This is a genomic window from Streptococcus parasanguinis (assembly GCF_040908565.1).
Taxonomy (GTDB): Bacteria; Bacillota; Bacilli; order Lactobacillales; family Streptococcaceae; genus Streptococcus; species Streptococcus parasanguinis_AC.
Genome location: NZ_JBDGEA010000015.1, coordinates 1 through 19,239, shown reverse-complemented (window position 1 = coordinate 19,239; position 19,239 = coordinate 1). Strand labels below are relative to the sequence as shown.

Genomic DNA, 19,239 nt, shown 5'->3' with positions numbered 1-19,239 from the left:
TAATTCCTCTACCTCCCCACTCTAAGTGGTTCAATCACCTCTTCGATCAGTTGGGTATAGGCTTCTTTGATTTGTTTTTTGTAGCTGAGTGGGTTGAGGGCGTCTGCTACTTCTGCTTTGTAGTCTTTGTAGCGTTGGCTCTTGGTCAGCTGGCTTTCGCCGGCTTGTTTTTTGGCGCCTTTACGGTAGTGTTGGATATAGTAGCGCAGTTCGTCAGCTCCGATATACCAGTTTTTGGCAAAGCTTACGATATGGCTATCGATGATGGATTCAATCATCTGGTCCAAGACTCCGGTGATGGATTGTCCTCGGTAGCGTTCGGGCTCTTCTTGGACTTGGGTCCAGAGGTTTTGGATGATCTCGGCTAGGCTTGGATTGGTCCGGTTCAAGCTCTCAATATAACTGTCCACAGTTGCAATATCCTTGTCACTCAGGGTCTGCTCGTCATTTTCCTCCTGCTGGATCATACTCTGGATCAGCATGAGGATATAGGCATAGTTGATCTCATCGACTTGGACAGACTCCAGCTCATAGTGGATGTCCAGCTCATCTTGGCTGTCCACTTCTGGATCTCTGCTCTTGATCTCTGCCAGGATATTTTGATAGAGGCCTAGATAGGCTTCGAGCTGGCTGTCGCTGAGGCCTGTTTCACGGTAGATCTCTTCCTTATCATACTCCGAGTAGACGCGGATCGAGGCTTGGTACTTGTCAAAGACCTGATAGGCTTTGGCAACCTTACGGAGCTGGGCCGTTGGGGCCTGCTCGAGGGCGACTCCCTCTTCTTCCAAGTCTGTAACTTGGCCTTTAAACTCTGCCCAGGCTTTTAAGAAGTTGCGCTTCTCTTCATCCCAACTTGGTGCTAGGACCTCATTTTCTCCCCCATTGGAGTAGAGCTTGAGGGCATTGTCGACGGCTTCCTTAAAGGCTTGAGGGCGCTGGAAGGTGATGATATGGCCGAAGTGCTTCTTGTCATCAAAGATCCGATTGGTCCGGCTGAAGGCCTGGATCAAGTCCTGTGGGCGCATGGGCTTGCGATCGATAAAGAGGGTAGAAAGACAAGGAGCATCAAAGCCTGTCAAGAGACGATCAACCACGATAACCAGATCCAACTGCTCATTGCGGTAGAGGTACTTGTCCTGCTTTCTGGCCAGGCGATTGTTGACATCGGTGTTAAAGCCCCGCAGATCCGCTAGGCTAAAATGCGTGCCAAACTCTTGGTTGTAGTCCTCCATGACCTGCTTCATGTGGTCTTGGTAGCCGATGGCTTCTTCCTCATTTTCAGTCACCGAGTAGGTGATGGTAAATTTTGGAAAATCTGGTAGGTATTGTTTGACCCGCTCAGAAACTTTGACCCGCTCCTTGCCAGCGAGAATGCTCTTGAGCAGATTATAGTAAGCCTGTGCTCGTGGGATGGACTTGACCGTCAAGATCGCCTCATAGCTCTTTCCGATCCCTTTAGGGATATTGAGCTGTTGCTGGCTCTTATTAAGGATGGCATCGAGGACCTCTAGCATGTGCTCCTTGTCCTCATAGGCCTGGTCTGGGATCTCTTCTTCTAGGAGATCAGAGATGATGGTATTGCGGTAGTCGACCTTAAAGCCCAGAACCGCTCCATCATGGATGGCTTCCTTGACCGTGTATTCATGTAGGCGATCACCATACTGTTGGTGGGTGGTCTGAGCCAGGTCTCCCACTTGTTTGCGTTTGTTTTCCTTAAAGATCGGAGTTCCTGTAAAGCCGTACCAGAGAGAGTTCTTGAAGTAGGCCTTGATCTCCTTTTGCGTCTGTGGCGTAACCGCCCGATGGCACTCATCCACGACAAAGGCCACTCGCAGGTCCTTGATCTTCCCAGCATCCCGCTGGTACTTCCCTTCTTCAAACTTGCGCATCATAGTCGTGATTTTCTGGATGGTCGTGACTACCACGCGCTTGTCATTACCCCCTAGTCGCTTGACCAGCTCATGGGTATTGTCCGTCTCGTCGATATCGATGACATCATTGGCCGCATAAGAGAGGAAGGACGAGGTCGTCTGTTGGTCCAGGTCTCTGCGGTCGACGACAAAGATGGTCTTTTGAATGGCTGGGATCTGCAAGAGATTGCGCGCCACCTTGTAAGAGGTCAGGGTCTTGCCTGAGCCGGTCGTGTGCCAGATATAGCCCGACTCTTGGCGACGAGAGGCTTCCTGCACAGCCTCGATGGCATGGATCTGGTAGGGACGCAGGAGGATGAGGGATTTCTTGCTATCATCGATGACCGAGTACTGCATGACCATCTGATGGGCCCGAGGGATGGAGAGGACCTCATGAGCAAAGCTATTGAGATCGATCATGGGCTGGTTGTCCTTGTCCACCCACTTGGTCAGGAATTGCTTATTTAGCTTGCTTTCACGGGCTGCAGCGATATAGCGTGTGTCGATTTTATTGGTCACGACAAACATCTGTAAGCTGGAGTATATGCCCCGGAACTTGCCTTCACGGTCGTACTTTTTGATCTGATGAAAGGCATCTAGAAAGGCCACTCGTGGGCTCTTGAGTTCGGTATGGATGAGGGGCAGGCCATTGATCAGAAGGGTCGTATCGAGCCGTCGATCCTGGTCTAGCGGATAGGCCTTGTCGCGTTCGACTTGGTTGACCACTTCATAGCTCGACTTACCAGCTGCGATATTGTCCCGCCAGATGACCGCGAGACGAATGGTGCCTAGACTAGCATCTTCTCGCTGGACTTCTACCTTGGCGATCCCATTTTCACCAGCAAGCCACTTGGCCGCTTCATAATAGCTAACAAAGTTAAGCTGGTTCTTGATCTGACGCTTTTCTTGGTCGGTCAAGGGATGGTCCGCCAGCACAGCAACATTGTTTTGCGCGAGCTTATCAAAGAAATTGTCCCATAACTGGTCTTCATTCTTGAGATCCTCGCGATAAGTCCACTGACTCTCGCCTGAAGTCAACTGCTGGATCAACTGTCTTTCAATCTCAAGTTCTGGAGTTGCTACTGCCTTCATCCCTCTATCCTTTTCCTGTACATAATCTCCTATTATTATAGCATGTTTGGGAAAGAAATTAACGCTTTCAAAGCATTTTGTTGGGATTTGGCGCAAAAAAACGAACCTGGTCTGGTTCGTTTTTTCTTAGTCTAAATGAATCCCCTTTTCTGCTAGATTGTCTAAGCATTCTTGAAGGTAAGTGTCCTGGTGCTCGGGATAGATGGGGGTGCTCAAGGCTTCCTCTTCCAGTTCTGGGTAGGCTGGGCAGGTCTTTCCTCTGTAGGTCGACTCCCACCACTCTGGGCTGACCTTATAGCCACGAGCGGTCATCTCCTCCATGATCAGACGATGATAGGCATAGAGGCGATAGGGCGAGTAGTCAAAGACATAGTTGACCGTCGCGTGCTTCTTGCCCCAGCCATTACCTCGAAGGGCGCAACATTCCCGGTGTTGACCCAGGAGCTGGGGACGAGGGAGTTTGGGAATCAAGTCTTGGTGCCAGAGTCTCATCTATTGACCTCCTAGTAGCGTTGAATCTTGTAAGTAGCGATTCGGGTAGCGCTCAAGGAGAGTCTGGATTCCCTTGATCAGATCCTCTTGGCTAGCTTGGCCATGCTGGTACTTCTCAAGTAGCAACATAAAGTCCGCCTTTTCCTCTGCAGTCGCCTTCTTTTTGAAATAGCCCCAGATATGCTGGAAGGCATTGGAGACCTGGCCACGATTTTCCGGCAAGGCCAGTGCTTGCTGGATCAGGTCCTCGACGTGGCTGACCTCTACCTGGTCTTGCTTGAGGTATTCCCGGATTTCCTTGTAGATATTACTGGAATGACTCAGCACCAGGTATTTATTTTTCGCCCATAGGACTTGACAGTGATGTTTTTGATCCACTCTTGTCTCCTTTTGATCTTCTCTATGAATAGTCCTCTCATTATACCATGGAAATGAGTGAAGTCATAAAAAAGAGGCTGGGACAAAAGTCCTAGCCTCTTAATTATTTTTGGATTGTCGAGCAAGACGCAGTGGTTGAGTGGGCTCTACAACGCTGATTTCATCAGCATTTACAGCCCTACTCAACTGCGCGGAGGTGGGACGACAAAATCGAATTCTAACGAATTACCGATTTCTGTCCCACTCTCTCTTTCATTGATTACAAGGCTGTGATGGCTGTGATCAAACCAAAGATGATCCCTGGTGCATTAGCTGCAGCAAGTGGGATATCGCGTTCTTTTTTAAAGAGTCCATAATAGACCCAAAGACTACAGTTGATGGCTGCGACAAGAGGTTGAATAAAGTTTCCTTTGTGACCAGCGAGATTATCTATAATTTGTGGGAAGTAAGAGACATACATCATCACAGACATAAAGGTCGCAACCCAACCAAGAATTTTCATTTGTTTTTCATTCATTTTCATGATACCTTTCGTTTTTTAAGTACGCACTATTCTAACGCTTGCCCTCTTAAAATTCAAGTACTTTTTTCAAATGTTACTAAACTGTAAAGTGTCACAATCTTGTGATTTTGCAGGAAGATGGATTTCTTTTCGAGAGAGTCTTCTCTCTAGTTGCCATTTTTTTGACACTTTGTCTAATTCTTTTGCAAATGTGATCGTTTTCATTTTGCGTAGCATGCAAATTAATTGCATTTTCTTCCTACTTATGCTATATTGATACACAGAGGTAAAATTTTATGAATAAACAAAAAATCAACCAAATCGTTGGCTCGATCGGTGCCTTTATTGGGATTATCGTTTTCATTGCCTACATCCCACAAATTATTGCTAATTTACAGGGAAACAAGGCCCAACCTTTCCAACCCTTGTCAGCTGCTATTTCTTGCTTGATCTGGGTCATTTATGGTTGGACAAAGGAACCTAAAAAAGACTGGATTTTGATCATTCCGAATTCGGCAGGTGTCATCCTAGGGGGATTGACTTTCCTTACATCACTTTAATAGAAAGTGAACAAAGACTGAACTCTACGGGTTCAGTCTTTTTTGTGTATCCCTTTGAAAAACAAAAACAATCGCAGTCGGTTTTCGTACAAAAAAGCCCGCTATGAGCAAGCTAAAAAAATTGACAATTCTTTTCTTTGAATAACCTATGCTGGATTATTGTGCAAAAATATCCAAATGATTTCTAATTATTATTTAGAGTATATTGAAACTTTCCGCTGTGAGAAAAGTGCCTGAAATAATCATGTTTCAGGCACTCGGAAATATTGAGACCTTAGGCTCAATAATTAGTCATGGAACTTCTTCGAAGTTCGCTGACGTCCGTACTCACCTAAGGAAAGTTTCTAATTTGATTCGAGCTTCTCTCTCCTTATATCTGCACAATCTTACGATAGCTCCGAGAGGTGATCCAAAAGACGATCAAGTAGGTGATGAGAAAGACAGCACAGACACTGAGGGTCACGACGAGGACTTGGCCACTATTGATGACACCGAGCACTTTGAGAATGAGGCGGATCATATGGTAGGCAAAGGCCAGGTGGACAAAGGCAAAGATAAGAGGGAGGAAGAAGACGGTCCGCACTTGACGGTTGATGGTCCGTTTGACCTCGTGTTCATCAAGCCCCACCTGTTGGAGGATGACGAAGCGATCACGGTCTTCATAGCCTTCTGAGATTTGCTTGTAGTAAATGACGATGACCGTTCCGACCATAAAGATCAGTGACAAGAAAATCCCGATAAAGAAGATGCCACCAAAGAGGCTATTCAACTCTGCCACATCATTGGCTCGGTTACCTCCATAGATAAATGTTCCTTGACCCTGTTGGCTGCTCAATTCATCGATCATCTTGTCATAACTAGCTGCTAGCTTGAGCTGCTGGTCTTCATCGACATTGACATTGAAACCACCGTAGATATTGGTATTGATGGCAAGATTTGGAAACTGGGCGACAAAGGCTGAGAGGTCAGGCACGATCAGGTAGTTGAAATCCTCCGTCAGCATATTAAACTGATTGGGCACGTGATCGGTGATAAAATCCTTGCTCACTTCTTCCTTGACTTGGAAGTCATGCCCGTTGATAGTAAACTGCTTTTGCCCCTTAAGAGCCTCGTTATGGGCAAAGAGGATGACTTGGTTGCCTGTCAGATCGACGTGTTCGCCTGTCATGTGTTCATAACTAGCTACATCAAAGACCATAAAGACAGTTTTAGGAGTGACGCTGCGTTCATCAGCTGGATAGACGGTGAAATCCGTGCCCTTTTGTGATTTAACCCCAAAGTTGGCATAGGTCATCAGGTCGCGATTTGTGATCTTGAGATGGTGTTCAGAAGCAAATTCATCAAATTTTTGATTGATCTGCTCCAGATCGACCCCTTTCCCTTGGACAGAGAAATCATGAGGCGCCATGATTTTCTTGACCATTTCGCTACCGACATAGATGTTGGTGGCTGCAGAGATAGTCACCAGCACCATGGTCGAGAGGATGGCAATGGTAGCAAGGCCCACTGCATTTTTCTTCATGCGATAGATAAGGTTAGAGACCGAGATCATGTTGTTGGGTTGGTAATAATAGGCCTTCTTTTTCTTAAGCAGGTGCAAGAAAACGGTGATCCCAGCATTAAAGAGCAGGTAGGTCCCGATCATGACCAGGATAACGGCTAGAAAGAAGGTCACAAGCGCAATAATGGGGTCTTTGACAGACACAGCTAGGTAGTAGCCAAAAGCAAGAGCTGCTAAGCCCAGGATGGTTTGAGGCCACAAAAAGCGGGCTTTCTTTTCGCCACTAGATTTCTCACGCGTCAACTGCAAGGCATTCAAACGGAGAATGCGCCAAGCATTGAGAAGAATCAAAAGTCCAAAGATGAGACCAAAGGTGACAAAGACCAAGATGACAATCCCAGGTTGGAAGGTAGATACTAGCTGGACCTTCATCTTCATGAGTTTCAAGAGAAAGGCAAAGATCAGCTTGTCAAAGAGGGCTCCAATCAAGACTCCGGCTGAGATGGTTAGAAAGCCAAACATCAAGAGTTCCTTGAAGATCATGCTGATGAGATGGCGTTTCTCAAGACCCAGCATGCTGTAGATTCCCAGCTCCTTGGAGCGATTTTTCATGACGAAGCTATTGGCATAGAGCACGATGATAGCTCCCGCCGCATTGACCACGAAGAATCCCAAGCTGAGAGTGAACACTATAGAAGAGCCCCCTCGAAGCTCGGAAATGCGGGGATTAAAGGTCAGGGAGTCAAAGAGGTAAGCGATGGTCACTGCGAGAATGACCGCAATCGCAAAGGGATAATAGAGCTTGCGGTTCTTGATCAGATTGGAGCAAGCTAGTTTAGTGGTTAATCGAAACATCTACTCCACCTCACTTGCCATGACTGTCAGAGTATCTGAGATTTCTTGAAACATCTGACGCTCCGTCTTTTCCCCACGGAAAATCTGGTTGTAAAGGATCCCATCCTTGATAAAGAGCACGCGCTTGGCCCGAGCAGCTGCTGCGGTTGAGTGGGTCACCATGAGGATGGTTTGGCCCATGCTATTGATATCTTCAAAGACATCTAGAAGAGCAGCCGAAGACTTAGAATCCAGCGCCCCTGTTGGCTCATCAGCAAGGAGAATTTCAGGTGAGGTGATGATGGCCCGTGCTACAGCCACCCGTTGTTTTTGCCCACCAGAGATTTCGTAAGGGTATTTCTCTAGAAGCTGGTGAATGCCCAGTTCCCGACTCACGCTATCCACCTTAGTCATCATTTCCTTGACCGGTCTGCGTGAGAGGACGAGAGGCAAGAGGATATTGTCCTTGACAGACAAGGTATCGAGCAGGTTGAAATCTTGAAAGACGAATCCTAGTTTTTCTCGGCGGAAGCTGGACGCATCCTTGTTCTTGATGGTTGAGGTGTCCGTGCCATTGAGGTAGACCCGTCCTTCAGTTGGTTGGTCCAGCATGGCTAGGATATTGAGAAGGGTCGATTTCCCGGATCCTGATTCCCCCATGATGGCAACGTATTCGCCATTTTCCACGGTAAAATGAATGTCCTTTAGGGCTTCAACCTGCGTCCCTTGAAAGCGGGTTTTATAGATTTTTTTGATATGTTGAACGTCTAGCAATGACATACTTTTCTCCTTTTACTAGTAGATCAAGAAAAATTCTTGGGTTTGTTGCAGGACTTGGAGACCAAATTCCGTCTTTTCCAGATCGGTTTGGTTATTTGGTTTTTTAATCTTTTTGGGTTGTTTCATCCATTTCAAGAGTTTCATTTTCTTGACCTCCTTCATTTGATGAGACTATTGTATAAAAAATAAAAGGCGGCTACCATAACCTAACCTTTCATTTTACCGTTTATTTCTTACATTTTTGTAAGATGGAGATTCTATTCCTCAAAATCACATGATCTAAGTAATGACAAATCTTCTATATCATTTATCTTTGCTTTATCTAATCTAACAGATTGATTCATTACGAGATTTTCATATATATTTCGAACAAATCTTCCATTCGAAAAGTTCTTCTCATCATTTAGGATACTTGTTTTAAAATAATTGATCAATTTCAACTTCAGATTATCACTTAATCTATAGTCATCCTTTTGACACAAAAATTCTAATATTTTCAATAGTTCATCTGGTACATAATTCCCAAATTCAATGAAGTAATTAAATCTAGATTTCAACCCGGGATTTGAAGAAAAGAACTGTTCCATTGGTCTCGTATAGCCGGCAACAATCACAACTAAATCATCTCGATAATCTTCTAAGGCCTTGGTTAATTCTGTTAAGCATTCTCTACCATAAGAATCGGAATTTTCATTTTCAGTAATGCTATAAGCCTCATCGATAAACAGAACTCCTCCTTTTGCTTTCTCAATCACATTTTTGACCTTCAAAGCAGTTTGTCCTTGATATCCCGCAATTAAATCTGTTCGTGACACCTCAATAAAGTGACCTTTAGATAATAATCCGAGTTGTTTATACATTTTTCCAACAATACGAGCTACTGTTGTTTTTCCTGTCCCTGGGTTACCTGTAAATGCCATGTGCAAAGTTCTATTCGGAATTTTCAATCCTTTTTCTTTCCTTAACTTTTGTATTCTTTGATAGGAAATCAGATGATTAACTTCTTCTTTTACATTTTGTAAACCAACTAATCGATCAAGTTCTTTTTTTAAATCATCAAGTGAGCATTCTTCCGTTACTAGCTCATTTTTATTTTGTTTATAACCTTTTAGACTTACATAGCCTGCATATTTCAAAAGCGCTTCTGACAATTGATTTGCTAGAGTGGCGATCTTTTGAGAACCCTCTTGTTTTTCAATGACCAAGTATTGCAAAATATCAATGACTAATTTTTCAGAGTAATCATTGAGCAAAATAATTACTCGTTCAAGAAATTTTCCTTTTGAATCTGTTTGGCTATCAAATTTTTTTGCTAGTTCAATTAATTCATCCTGATAACGGCTCATTTGCTTACCTCATTAATAAAATGATCAAAGTCACAACAGCAACCCCAGTAGCTATGCCTGTCAAAGCAAAAGAAGCTATTAGTTTATTTGATAGAATATTCAGTTGACTTTTTACAGAATCTAATTCATTCTTTAACTGACTAATTTCTGTGCTTTCATCCTTCAAATCACTAGAAGGTTTTTCCAAAGTCTCAACTCTATTCTCAAGTTGTTCAATAAGACCGATAAGTTGACTAGAATCAATTTCAGATAATTGATTTGACACATTTTCTTTAAACTGTTTTAAGGCGATTAAGGTAGCTTTTTGTTTCTCAATCGTCTGATCAATTCGCTCTTGCTCTATTAAAATCTTTTCATTTGTTTTTTTGATCGCAGAAACAGAAGTTAGTATAGCCTGAATGTAATCCTTATCCAATGCTTCTAAAGCTTTATAAACTTCACCAAATTCTTCAATTAAGTTTTGATCACGATCATAAACCTTTGAAAAATACTTCTGAAGTTTTTCAATCAATGAATTGAGTTCTTTCCCAGTCACTCCGTGTTCAGCCCACTCTAATCCAAAGATATCTTCATGTGTACGAACTTTATCAAACTTTAACTCTTCTACATCTTGTTCAGCAAATTTTTTCAATTGTTCTTTTGCTGCATTAAAATCATGATTACTGACTTGTAAGTCAAATTCCTTTTCCATAATAACTCCTAATCTGTTAACTCTGCCAACAAGGCGTCGATTTCTGTAAATTCATTGTCATTTTTTTCTTTTTCTTCAAGTAAGAAAGAAAGCTCATCCCGCATTATTTCTGCTGCTTGCTGATGTCGATCCCCCATTTGACTCAAAGACTTCATTTTATCCACTTGAACAAGCGCCATTCCAACCGCATTCATTTGGTCTTGTACAATCAGTTTATTATTGTATTTATCAATTTTTTTATTTGTTAATTCATCAATCTGCTTGTCGACAATCATTTGATCAATTAATTTCAAGACAAATGCACCGGCTATACCAGCTACTGTTGCCCCCATAAATGTACCGATCAGGCCAGACAAACTTCCTAGCAATGGAATTTCTACACCAAGTGGAGGAAAAATAGATAACAAAGTTGCTCCAATCGCACTACTTAAAACGATCGCTCCAGCAGCTGTTACTCCTGCAACAATAATTTTTCCTATCTCAAGCATTTTAACACTTGTACTTTTATTTTTATTTTCTGGATTTTTTAAATAGTCAATCGCATCGGTAAGAGATCGCCAACCTTGCTGAATAAATGTCCAAACTTGCATAAATGTTCCAACTACAGGCCCAATGATGGAAGTTGCTAACATGGTAACCATTGATTGCCCAACACCAAGAACATGATGAGAAAGATTGGACATAAAGTTTGAAATTGCTTCCTTTACTTTTGCAATGAAGGTTCCGAAATTCTTCTCTTTTTCACCTAACCAAGAAATAAACTTCTTAACAATTTCCCTCAAAAATTCTGTTAACAATTGAAGTACAGCAGCTTTTAAAGCTTTCCCTGTCACTTTCAAAGCCTCTTTACGTCGTGATTTTTTACCGGATTGTATTGCAATATTTTCATTCTCAGCTTTTCTATTTTTTAGCTCCTCTCTAGCCTCCTGATCATCTTTTTCTAATTGTTTTCTGTCAATATTAAAACGTTCTTCCGGCTTCAACCCATTCCTTTCAGAGTTCAAAAACTCTTTCATAGTTTTATCACCCTTGGACATATTTGCAGATGCATCTAAATCATGCAAGTTTTTAGAACTATTTGCAAATTCTTTAACTTGCTCTTTTGAGAAAAATGTAGCCATTTCAATATCATTTAGTTGTTCTTTAATAGAAACTGTATGATCTTTATGAATAGCAGCGGACCCCATATCTCTTCCCTTATCAAAAAATTTACGCGCATCCTTTTTTAGAACTCTTTCTCCTTTTTTATTAGTAGTAAAATTATCTTGCCACTTGTCATATCTTTCTTGATAATTAACATCTCGATTATGAGTTGCAAAGTTTCCTTTTTCAAAATTTTCAGCAGTTTGTATATGTGCTTCTTTTCGTAAATCTAGTTTTTGTCCGTTGTTATCTTTAATAAACTCTTCACCAATTTGGACTGCTAATTGATTTTGAACTTGATCCCAAATGATATCTTGAATAGCCTCTTCAAGATACTCGTTATTTTGTAATTTTTCTCTATCTTCCTCAATTGAAGAAAGTTCATCTAAAATATCATTTAACTCAACTTGAAGACTACTTTGTAAATCCATCAAATCGCCATATTCTAATTCATTATTAGTAATCTCTAATATTTCATTTTTATTTTCCATAATAATCCCTTTTTCCTAATCCATGACCAACTTCTTCTCTTCAAAGCGAATAGCGACGGTTGTGCCTTGCCCAACCTCTGAGTGGAGGCTAATCTTGTGGCCCAATTGCTCTGCAATTTTCTTAGACAGATAGAGCCCCAGCCCTGAGGATTGCTGTGTCATGTGGCCATTGTAACCCGAGAAGCCCCGCTCAAAGACGCGGAGGACATCGCTATTTTTGATTCCAATCCCGCTGTCTTTTATATAGAGGGTCTGGTCTTTGAAATAGATCTCAATTCCACCTGTACTGGTGTACTTGAGGCTATTGGACAAGAGTTGCTCGATGATGACCAAGAGCCACTTGCGATCGGTAATAACGGCGACATCCAAATCATGCAGGTTCACTGTCAAGTTCTTTTGGATAAAAAAGAGGGCATATTTGCGGACCACTTCTTTGACTAAGTCCTCTAGCGACACGCGCTTTAAGACCAGATCGTCATGAAAACTCTCCAGCCGCAGGTACTGCAAAACCAGATTGGCATAGGAGTCAATCTTGAAAAGCTCCTGCTCCATCTGCTGCTTGACAATAGGTGTCTCGACATCTTTGACCAAGAGCTGGCTAGCTGCAATGGGCGTCTTAATCTGGTGAACCCAGAGGGTGTAGTAATCCATCAGGTCATTGAACTTGGCCTGGGCTACTTTGCCTTGCTCCAGGCGCGCCTGCTGTTCTTCTGTATATTTTTCATAAAGGAGATGTTCCAGTGGTGAGGCAAGCTCTATTTCCTCATACAGCAAAGCTTTGCGGTACTCCTGAAAGGTCATAGCGAAATCCCAGATCAAGATACAGAGTGTAAAAAATCCTAGCATCAGAGTCGCATAGAGGAAAACCGTCCCCGTCTCTGGAAAGAGAAAGGCAAAAACCAAATCGACCATCAAAAAGATGACTACTAGATAGAGCAGGCGCCTGCGGGATACCACATACTGCCAAAAGATGTTCCCATATTTATTCATGGATTAACCCATAACCGATGCCTTTCTTGGTTTCGATGAAGTTTGACAAGCCAGCCTCTTCTAATTTCTTGCGAAGGCGGGCCACATTGACAGACAAGGTATTGTCATCAATAAAGAAGTCGCTATTCCAGAGCTCTTTCATCATATCATCGCGCGCCACGATACTGCCCGCATGCTCAAACAGGACTCGCAGGATCTGAAATTCATTCTTGGTCAACTTGATGACTTCCCCTTCATACACTAAGTCCGTAGACTTGAGATTGAGGATGGCTCCCCGGTGTTCCAGCAGATTTTGATCCGTCCCAAATTCGTAAGAGCGGCGCAAGAGCCCTTGGACCTTAGCAAGGAGCACATTTTGATCAAAAGGCTTGGTGACAAAATCGTCTCCACCCATATTGATGGCCATGACAATATCCATGGCTTGATCCCGTGAGGAAAGAAACATAATCGGAACCTTTGAAACCTTGCGAATCTCCTGGCACCAGTGGTAACCATTGTAGAAAGGCAGTCCAATATCCATGAGGATCAAGTGGGGGTCGGTTTCGACAAAGATCCCGAGGACGTCCATAAAATCCTCTACTGCGACCACTTCATAGCCCCATTGTTTCAATAATTGTTTGACCTGTTGACGGATAATGTTATCATCTTCCACTAAAAGAATTTTATGCATGGCTTTCTTTCCTTCTTTTTTCTTCTTCCTATTATAACAGATTAAGAAGCAGAGAAAAAGACTGTTTCAGAGGGAAAGAAGATCTCACTCCTCCTTTCTTGATGGAAGGCGCTTTTTCTCCATCCATTTTTGTGCTATACTGAAAGAAATAAGACACGGGAGGCACAGATGTCAACTATTTTTGATTACCTAAAAGAAGTGACCTACGATTCCATATACGACCGTCCTTTCAAGGAACTGGATGTCCTGGCACTGACAGAGCTGACCTATCTTCCTTTTGATCGGATCGTGCCCCAAGGGGATACGACCAATATTGAAGTCCGCTTATCTGATGCAGCAGAGCTAGTCGATCGAACCACCGATTTCATCGTGACAGACCAACACCTGCAATTAGTCGATGACTTAGCTAGTTCAAAGCGTTTTAAAAACATCAAACTCCTCAACTATGTTAACGAATATGACCCCGATGTTCAGAAGCAGTTTGCGGCTATGACCTATCGTCTTACCATGGATGTTTATTTAGTTGTCTTCAGAGGAACGGATGATACCTTGATCGGCTGGAAGGAAGACTTCCACATGACCTATATGGACCATGTCCCATCTCAGAGGCGTGCAGCCAGCTACCTACAAAACGTCATGAAGGAATTTCCTAAAGGGCGCTTCTTAGTAGCCGGTCACTCCAAAGGGGGCAATCTCGCAACCTATGCCTGCACTTACCTGCCGGATTCCTTATTTGAACGAGTCGATGCCATCTACAGCTATGATGCTCCTGGCCTCAACAGAGCCATTATCGAGACCGAAGGCTACCAGCGGACATCCCCAAACATTCTTCGCTTTGTCCCTCAAGGTTCCATCGTCGGCATGATGCTAGAAGTTCCTGAGCCTGCTACAATCGTAAAAAGCCGAGCTTTTGGTGGCTTTGTCCAGCATGACGCTTTTACTTGGATGATTGAGAAGGATAAATTTGTGACCCTGGATCAAACCAGTCCCGATAGCCAGCAGACCGACGAGACCTTGAAGCAGTGGGTTCGCGAAACATCGGCAGATGAGCGCAAGAAGTTCTTTGATACCTTTTTTGGCATTTTTCTGGACGCAGGCATCACTTCAATCAATGATTTGAGGAACTTAAAAAATTTCTCCAAGATTAAAGAGATCTTTCAAAATGCTCAAGACCTAGATCCTACAGAGCGAGAAATGCTGGAACGTCTAGCCAAACAACTCCTCGATACCCGTGTCCAAGCTTGGAAAAAATGGCAGACGGTTCCCCGTATTCTGGTTCAAATGACTGCATTTTTCAAGCGAAAGAACGCAGTCGAGTCCTCCTCACCTCTGCTCCTTGAGCACAAGGAATGAGACTCAACAACTGAAAAAAGAAACCACCTCTTCTATTCACTAGAACGCAAAAATCATCTGAAATGTCTTTCAGATGATTTTCTATTGGTCCTGAGAAGCTGGTGCATCTGACGTGCCTTCTTCTATGGAAGCCGGGCTTGCAGGCTCAGTTTCTGTCTCAGTTGTGGTAGCTGGTTTGGTTACTTCGCTTGCAGATGGCACCGCTGCTAACTCTGCCTGAAAGGCTTGGATAGCCTGTAGTAGGGCTGCCTTGTCACTCTTTGGATTAGCCAATTGGTCAAAGAGAGCTTCTAAGCGATCAAATACAGCATCACTAGCCCCCTTTTCCTGCAATTGTTGGTGAAGCGCCATCAATTGGTTATAGAGCTGTTGATAAAGGGCGACATCCCCAATCTGAGGCTCTTCTGTTTGCTTTTGTTTTTGCTTTTCAATGGTGTCACTGATTTCGCGTAACAGAGCTTGTCCACTTGCAATAGCCTTGTCTGGATCCGTCTCATTTCCAAGCTGGGCCAAACTTGCTTCAAAGGCAGTTCGTTTAGCCTGGTCTTCGACTTGTGGCAAGAGCGACTGGATTTGCTCTGAGAGCCCTGTCAGGATGCTGGTTCGTTGACGGGATTCTGTCGCCTTGTCCAACTCTCCATATAAGCCCTTGAGGAAATCATAGACCGCTAAGTTATAAGATGGGGCTTGACTTCCTTTTTGATCCAAAACTGTTTTTTCAATAGGATAGGTTTGGCCTTTTTCTTGAGAGAAGAGCTGCTCAATTGCCTGCTTGGTTTGGTAGAGTTCCATAAAGTGAGCCTTAGCATCCCAGGCTTCTTCAAAGGCTTGGGCTCGATAGAGTTTCAAAGCTAGATCTGCCGCCTTGGTGCGCAGTTCTGGTGTCAAGCGCGAATCGCTCAAGCTTTGATAGAAGTATTTGAGATAGTCGACCGATGTCACACCCGTCCGATCTTGCATCTCCTGAACAGCTTCTAATAGCTTCCCTTCCTGCTCTAAACGCTTGCTGTCCTTGGCAGCATAGGCTTCCTGCAGTTGTGAGACCAAGCCTTCCTTCTTCAGTTGGAAAGCTTCTGTGTCTAGCAAGCGCACTTGTTCCAGCAATTCTTGGTATCGACGATCGAGGGCTGTCTCTTCTTTTGGTTTGATCGCTTGAGTCGCATGGATGTATTGCTCATCAACCTGTTTGAGACTGGCCAGGTAGCCTTCCGTCGAGTTACTTGGGAAGCTCTTGACATTTTCCAAGAAGTGGCCCAGGATGAGCTCAATCCGTCGTTGCTGCAATGGATCAGAAGCATAAAGAGTCCGGCTTTCTGCTAAAAGTTGGTTGACCCTGTCCTCTACTACTTTTTTATCTAAGTCTCCTTTTTTGTAAGGCGATTGGATGGTAGGAAGGCGATGAGCTAAGTAGTCTGCTAGTCCCGCTGATCGCACCTTGATGTAGTGGTTGTGATCGCCATGTGGGATGACAAACTGGCCATTTTCAATCTGGAGGCTATAAGGAGAAATCCCCGAGCGAAGGGCTGTTGCATAAAGTTCATTGATAAAGTCTAGTTCAGGATTACCCGTCTCAAGCGGAATCCGAACATGTTCCTTACGAACGGCATAAGGGTGGATGTGGGTCGGATCGTATTCTTGGTCTGGATTGTTAAAGACAAAGAAACCATTGGAAATCTTAATGGCCTCGCGAGGGACGCCGTAGGTCTTACTGATGTACTGGATCTTTTCCTCATCTGAGGCATCGCGAGAATAGCTGGCGACATCATCTGTCAGTGGCTGTCCCTTATCCTCTTCTTTCTTACCTGCCAGAGTTGCCTCTGCTGCTGCAATCTCTTGAGGAGAGAGGTCCTTTTTATAGAAATAATGAGCGTGGTTTCCATGAGCGACCATGTAACCGTCCTCGTCCTTACTGATGACCATGTCTGCGTGGAAGCCATGATCGTGCTCCTCTTCGTACTCGTGATCATGACTGTCCCCATGTTCATGCTCGTGACTATCCCCATGTTCATGCTCGTGACTATCTCCATGTTCATGCTCGTGCTCATGGTCAATTGGTTTTGTACTTGGACTTGAAGGCCGTTTTGGACTTATTTCAGCAGGTGTAGTAGCACCTTGGGCCCGAAGCAGTTGGAATTGCCGCGCCAGCTCACGTTCTAAAGGAGATAGGGAGCTGTAAGGGATAAAGTGGAAATGATCCCCGTGAGGGTAGACAATTCCTTGATCGGTCCACTTGGTAATCTTACTTGGATCAAAGACAGAACCATCAGACTCCACATGACGAGAAGACAGAGGTGTTTTCTGCAATTCTTCCATCAGATTGCTGAGCGTTGAAGTCGGTTTCGAGTTTACAGGTTTAGACGGCACTGGTGTCGTCTGTGTAGGGGTTGGACTGGCTGACGGCTGGTTGCTCGCTTGCTTCCCAAGGCTTGGAGAGGCTTGATCTGGAGTTCCTTGCCCTTGTTCTGTGCTTGCTCCAGCTAGGCGTGAGCCTCCAGCCTGATGGCCAGCTTGACCACCTAAGGCCGAAAGGGCTGCTGCTAACTCGCCAGCAGATAAGGCACTCTTTGGAATATAATGGAAATGGCTACCATGGGGCACAATAAAGCCGTCCCCTGTATCTGAAATGACATCTCCAGGGCTAAAGACATAACCATCGTCCGTACGATAGCCACCAGCTATATGGTTCTTAGCCGTCAACATCTCAAGAGTCTTTCCTTCTTTCAGCGCTTGACTAGGTTGACGGAAGTCACGGGTCTTGCCTGCCTTGTGCGAGGAGCTCGCTTGCACCGATCCCGTTTCCCCTTCTTCTTTAGCGCCTCCTTTTTGTTGTTGAGCGATCTCTTCGATCGAGCGCACATTAACCGTATGCTGAGCATCCTTTAAGTAGAGATAGTATTTACCAGCGCGTTTAATGATATAGCCATCCTTGACCTTGCTGACAATATCAGCTTCTTGGAGCTGATAGGTTGGATCTCGCAAAATCAACTCCTCACTAAAGATGGCATCAAATGGGACCTTGCCGCTATAGTAATGAAAATGATCCCCATGAGAAGTGACAAAGCCTTCATCCGTAATTTTGATGACAATCTGCTCTGCCTGAGTCTTTTCCTTGGCATTGACCGCTTCGATGCTGTCTTCCTTTTTGCTGGAGGCAGACGATGACGCTTTCTTTTCTGCCTGTAGATAATGAATCTGATTCTTTTTCTCTTCCTTAGCTTGTGGTTGCTGACTGAGCGCATAGGCACATAGCCCTATTCCCAAAGTTGCTACCAATCCAATCGTTCCCTTTTTCTTCATCCTTGATTTACTCCTCTAATTCCTTGGCTAAAGTCGCCATATTTTCTTCTAAATTTGCTAATAGATCCTTATCGTTTTGCGGATCAGCTTCCAGTGGATCCAAGACCTTGACACGCGCCCCTGTTGCCTTGGCGATACTATCTGCCACTTTTGACGACGTGTGCTTCTCTACGAAAATCGTTTTCACCTTGTAATCTTTGACAAACTGCTGGATCTCTGCCAATTGTCGGGCAGTCGGTTCTTGCTCTGGGGAAATCCCTGCAATCCCTAACTGCTTGAGACCAAAGCGTTTGGCCAGATAAGAAAAGGCCGTATGCTGGGTCACAAAGGTCTTTTGCTTGGCCTTATCAAAGAGAGGCTGGTAGTGGGCTACCAGTTCCTCACAGCGCTTTTCAAGCTTTTGAGCATTGGCCTGGTAGAGCTCCTTGTTCTTTGGATCGATCTCTCCCAAGCGTTGGGCGATGATCTTTCCTTCCTCTGCGATTTTTACAGGATCCAACCAAGTATGCGGATCATACAAGTGCTTGGCTTCTTTTCCCTGACCAGCCTCGACATCCTCTAATCCAGCCACCTTATCAAGGGTCATTCCTTGGCTACCTTCAATCACTCGCAACTTGGAACCTTGAAGACTGGGATCTAAGCGACCGGCCCAAGATTCCAGGGTCTGAGAATGATAGACAAATACATCCGCATCATAGATCTGAGCCACTTCCTTGGTTGAGGGCTCGTAATCATGAATCCCTGCACCGGACTGAACCATCCAGATCTCATTTTGATCCCCAGAAATTTCCTTGACTAGGGCATAGATAGGATAAAAGCTCGTGACAATTTTGAGACCTTTTTTAGAAGGGGGCTTGCCTGCATTTCCTTGACTAGCACAAGCTGCAAGCAGAAAGAAACTGAGGAACAAGATTCCCAGCACCTTCATTCTTCTCCTTTTCATCCTTCACCTCTTTTTTATTTTTATTAACCAGTTTATTAATCAGTTAATTAACTAGTTAATAATACTGCTAATCATTTGCTTTGTCAAGTCTTTTTTACATTTTTTTCCTTTTAATGCTAAAGACTAGGGTTTACGAGACTCTACGAGTCTTCCCTGCAGAAAAAAAGAGGCTGGGACAAAAGTCCTAGTCTCTCAATTGTCTTTGGATTGTCGAGCAAGACGCAGTGGTTGAGTGGGCTCTACTACGCTGATTTCATCAGCTTTTA

16 protein-coding genes are annotated in these 19,239 nt (G+C 44.1%); 2 read left to right on the top strand and 14 right to left on the bottom strand.

From position 1 onward, the window contains the following. Nucleotides 1-8 precede the first annotated feature (8 nt). From AB5Y61_RS07920 to AB5Y61_RS07905, 4 genes are all read right to left on the bottom strand, one after another. A complete protein-coding gene (locus tag AB5Y61_RS07920) occupies nucleotides 9-3,002 on the bottom strand; it encodes a type I restriction endonuclease subunit R (protein ID WP_368403772.1) in 2,994 nt (997 codons plus the stop codon). A 126-nt stretch (nucleotides 3,003-3,128) separates the two neighbouring features. Then, nucleotides 3,129-3,494: a TIGR02328 family protein gene (locus tag AB5Y61_RS07915; protein WP_368403771.1), complete on the bottom strand. Its 366-nt coding sequence runs from the start codon at nucleotides 3,492-3,494 to the stop codon at nucleotides 3,129-3,131. Continuing rightward, entirely contained in the window at nucleotides 3,495-3,872 is a 378-nt protein-coding gene (locus AB5Y61_RS07910; RefSeq protein WP_227038145.1) for a YbgA family protein, read from the bottom strand. A gap of 259 nt (nucleotides 3,873-4,131) precedes the next feature. Continuing rightward, a complete protein-coding gene (locus AB5Y61_RS07905) occupies nucleotides 4,132-4,389 on the bottom strand; it encodes a SemiSWEET family transporter (RefSeq protein ID WP_040803284.1) in 258 nt (85 codons plus the stop codon). 281 nt (nucleotides 4,390-4,670) lie between these two features. Here AB5Y61_RS07905 and AB5Y61_RS07900 point away from each other — a divergent pair, with 281 nt between their 5' ends. Then, nucleotides 4,671-4,934, top strand: a complete 264-nt coding sequence (locus AB5Y61_RS07900; protein WP_003012241.1) for a SemiSWEET family transporter — start codon at nucleotides 4,671-4,673, stop codon at nucleotides 4,932-4,934. A gap of 370 nt (nucleotides 4,935-5,304) precedes the next feature. On the opposite strand, the gene AB5Y61_RS07895 is transcribed toward AB5Y61_RS07900, so the two are convergent. The 8 genes from AB5Y61_RS07895 to AB5Y61_RS07860 form a co-directional block, all read right to left on the bottom strand. After that, nucleotides 5,305-7,290 (bottom strand): FtsX-like permease family protein, encoded by a 1,986-nt coding sequence (locus tag AB5Y61_RS07895; RefSeq protein WP_368403770.1) that lies wholly within the window; start codon nucleotides 7,288-7,290, stop codon nucleotides 5,305-5,307. Next, nucleotides 7,291-8,049 (bottom strand): ABC transporter ATP-binding protein, encoded by a 759-nt coding sequence (locus AB5Y61_RS07890; RefSeq protein WP_302990885.1) that lies wholly within the window; start codon nucleotides 8,047-8,049, stop codon nucleotides 7,291-7,293. It lies immediately after the preceding gene. A 15-nt stretch (nucleotides 8,050-8,064) separates the two neighbouring features. Next, nucleotides 8,065-8,193 (bottom strand): hypothetical protein, encoded by a 129-nt coding sequence (locus AB5Y61_RS07885; protein WP_256263169.1) that lies wholly within the window; start codon nucleotides 8,191-8,193, stop codon nucleotides 8,065-8,067. A 113-nt stretch (nucleotides 8,194-8,306) separates the two neighbouring features. Next, entirely contained in the window at nucleotides 8,307-9,395 is a 1,089-nt protein-coding gene (locus tag AB5Y61_RS07880) for an AAA family ATPase (RefSeq protein ID WP_368403769.1), read from the bottom strand. Nucleotides 9,396-9,399: 4 nt separating this feature from the next. After that, on the bottom strand, nucleotides 9,400-10,086 hold the full coding sequence (locus tag AB5Y61_RS07875; RefSeq protein ID WP_368403768.1) for a hypothetical protein: 687 nt from the start codon (nucleotides 10,084-10,086) through the stop codon (nucleotides 9,400-9,402). Between the two features lie 8 nt (nucleotides 10,087-10,094). After that, entirely contained in the window at nucleotides 10,095-11,720 is a 1,626-nt protein-coding gene (locus AB5Y61_RS07870; protein WP_070450363.1) for a hypothetical protein, read from the bottom strand. A gap of 15 nt (nucleotides 11,721-11,735) precedes the next feature. Then, complete coding sequence (locus tag AB5Y61_RS07865; protein WP_061604881.1) at nucleotides 11,736-12,710, bottom strand: sensor histidine kinase; 975 nt, start codon at nucleotides 12,708-12,710, stop codon at nucleotides 11,736-11,738. Then, nucleotides 12,703-13,380: a response regulator transcription factor gene (locus AB5Y61_RS07860; protein WP_368403767.1), complete on the bottom strand. Its 678-nt coding sequence runs from the start codon at nucleotides 13,378-13,380 to the stop codon at nucleotides 12,703-12,705. Before AB5Y61_RS07860 ends, AB5Y61_RS07865 begins: the two co-directional genes overlap by 8 nt. A 168-nt stretch (nucleotides 13,381-13,548) precedes the next feature. On the opposite strand from AB5Y61_RS07860, the gene AB5Y61_RS07855 reads away from it, so the two are divergent. Next, nucleotides 13,549-14,733, top strand: coding sequence for a DUF2974 domain-containing protein (locus AB5Y61_RS07855; protein ID WP_368403766.1), 1,185 nt, complete (start codon nucleotides 13,549-13,551; stop codon nucleotides 14,731-14,733). A gap of 81 nt (nucleotides 14,734-14,814) precedes the next feature. Here AB5Y61_RS07855 and AB5Y61_RS07850 read toward each other — a convergent pair whose 3' ends face one another. Both AB5Y61_RS07850 and AB5Y61_RS07845 read right to left on the bottom strand, forming a co-directional pair. Beyond that, entirely contained in the window at nucleotides 14,815-18,030 is a 3,216-nt protein-coding gene (locus AB5Y61_RS07850) for a pneumococcal-type histidine triad protein (protein WP_368403765.1), read from the bottom strand. 7 nt (nucleotides 18,031-18,037) lie between these two features. Further along, nucleotides 18,038-18,973, bottom strand: coding sequence for a metal ABC transporter solute-binding protein, Zn/Mn family (locus AB5Y61_RS07845; protein WP_368403764.1), 936 nt, complete (start codon nucleotides 18,971-18,973; stop codon nucleotides 18,038-18,040). Between the last annotated feature and the right edge of the window lie 266 nt (nucleotides 18,974-19,239).

Bases quoted from the DNA above. Each gene is read 5' to 3' on its own strand.
- AB5Y61_RS07860 (WP_368403767.1), bottom strand. From the start codon at position 13,380: ATGCATAAAATTCTTTTAGTGGAAGATGATAACATTATCCGTCAACAG.
- AB5Y61_RS07870 (WP_070450363.1), bottom strand. From the start codon at position 11,720: ATGGAAAATAAAAATGAAATATTAGAGATTACTAATAATGAATTAGAA.
- AB5Y61_RS07900 (WP_003012241.1), top strand. From the start codon at position 4,671: ATGAATAAACAAAAAATCAACCAAATCGTTGGCTCGATCGGTGCCTTT.
- AB5Y61_RS07880 (WP_368403769.1), bottom strand. From the start codon at position 9,395: ATGAGCCGTTATCAGGATGAATTAATTGAACTAGCAAAAAAATTTGAT.
- AB5Y61_RS07890 (WP_302990885.1), bottom strand. From the start codon at position 8,049: ATGTCATTGCTAGACGTTCAACATATCAAAAAAATCTATAAAACCCGC.
- AB5Y61_RS07845 (WP_368403764.1), bottom strand. From the start codon at position 18,973: ATGAAAAGGAGAAGAATGAAGGTGCTGGGAATCTTGTTCCTCAGTTTC.
- AB5Y61_RS07885 (WP_256263169.1), bottom strand. From the start codon at position 8,193: ATGAAACTCTTGAAATGGATGAAACAACCCAAAAAGATTAAAAAACCA.
- AB5Y61_RS07915 (WP_368403771.1), bottom strand. From the start codon at position 3,494: ATGAGACTCTGGCACCAAGACTTGATTCCCAAACTCCCTCGTCCCCAG.
- AB5Y61_RS07920 (WP_368403772.1), bottom strand. From the start codon at position 3,002: ATGAAGGCAGTAGCAACTCCAGAACTTGAGATTGAAAGACAGTTGATC.
- AB5Y61_RS07855 (WP_368403766.1), top strand. From the start codon at position 13,549: ATGTCAACTATTTTTGATTACCTAAAAGAAGTGACCTACGATTCCATA.
- AB5Y61_RS07850 (WP_368403765.1), bottom strand. From the start codon at position 18,030: ATGAAGAAAAAGGGAACGATTGGATTGGTAGCAACTTTGGGAATAGGG.
- AB5Y61_RS07875 (WP_368403768.1), bottom strand. From the start codon at position 10,086: ATGGAAAAGGAATTTGACTTACAAGTCAGTAATCATGATTTTAATGCA.
- AB5Y61_RS07905 (WP_040803284.1), bottom strand. From the start codon at position 4,389: ATGAATGAAAAACAAATGAAAATTCTTGGTTGGGTTGCGACCTTTATG.
- AB5Y61_RS07895 (WP_368403770.1), bottom strand. From the start codon at position 7,290: ATGTTTCGATTAACCACTAAACTAGCTTGCTCCAATCTGATCAAGAAC.
- AB5Y61_RS07865 (WP_061604881.1), bottom strand. From the start codon at position 12,710: ATGAATAAATATGGGAACATCTTTTGGCAGTATGTGGTATCCCGCAGG.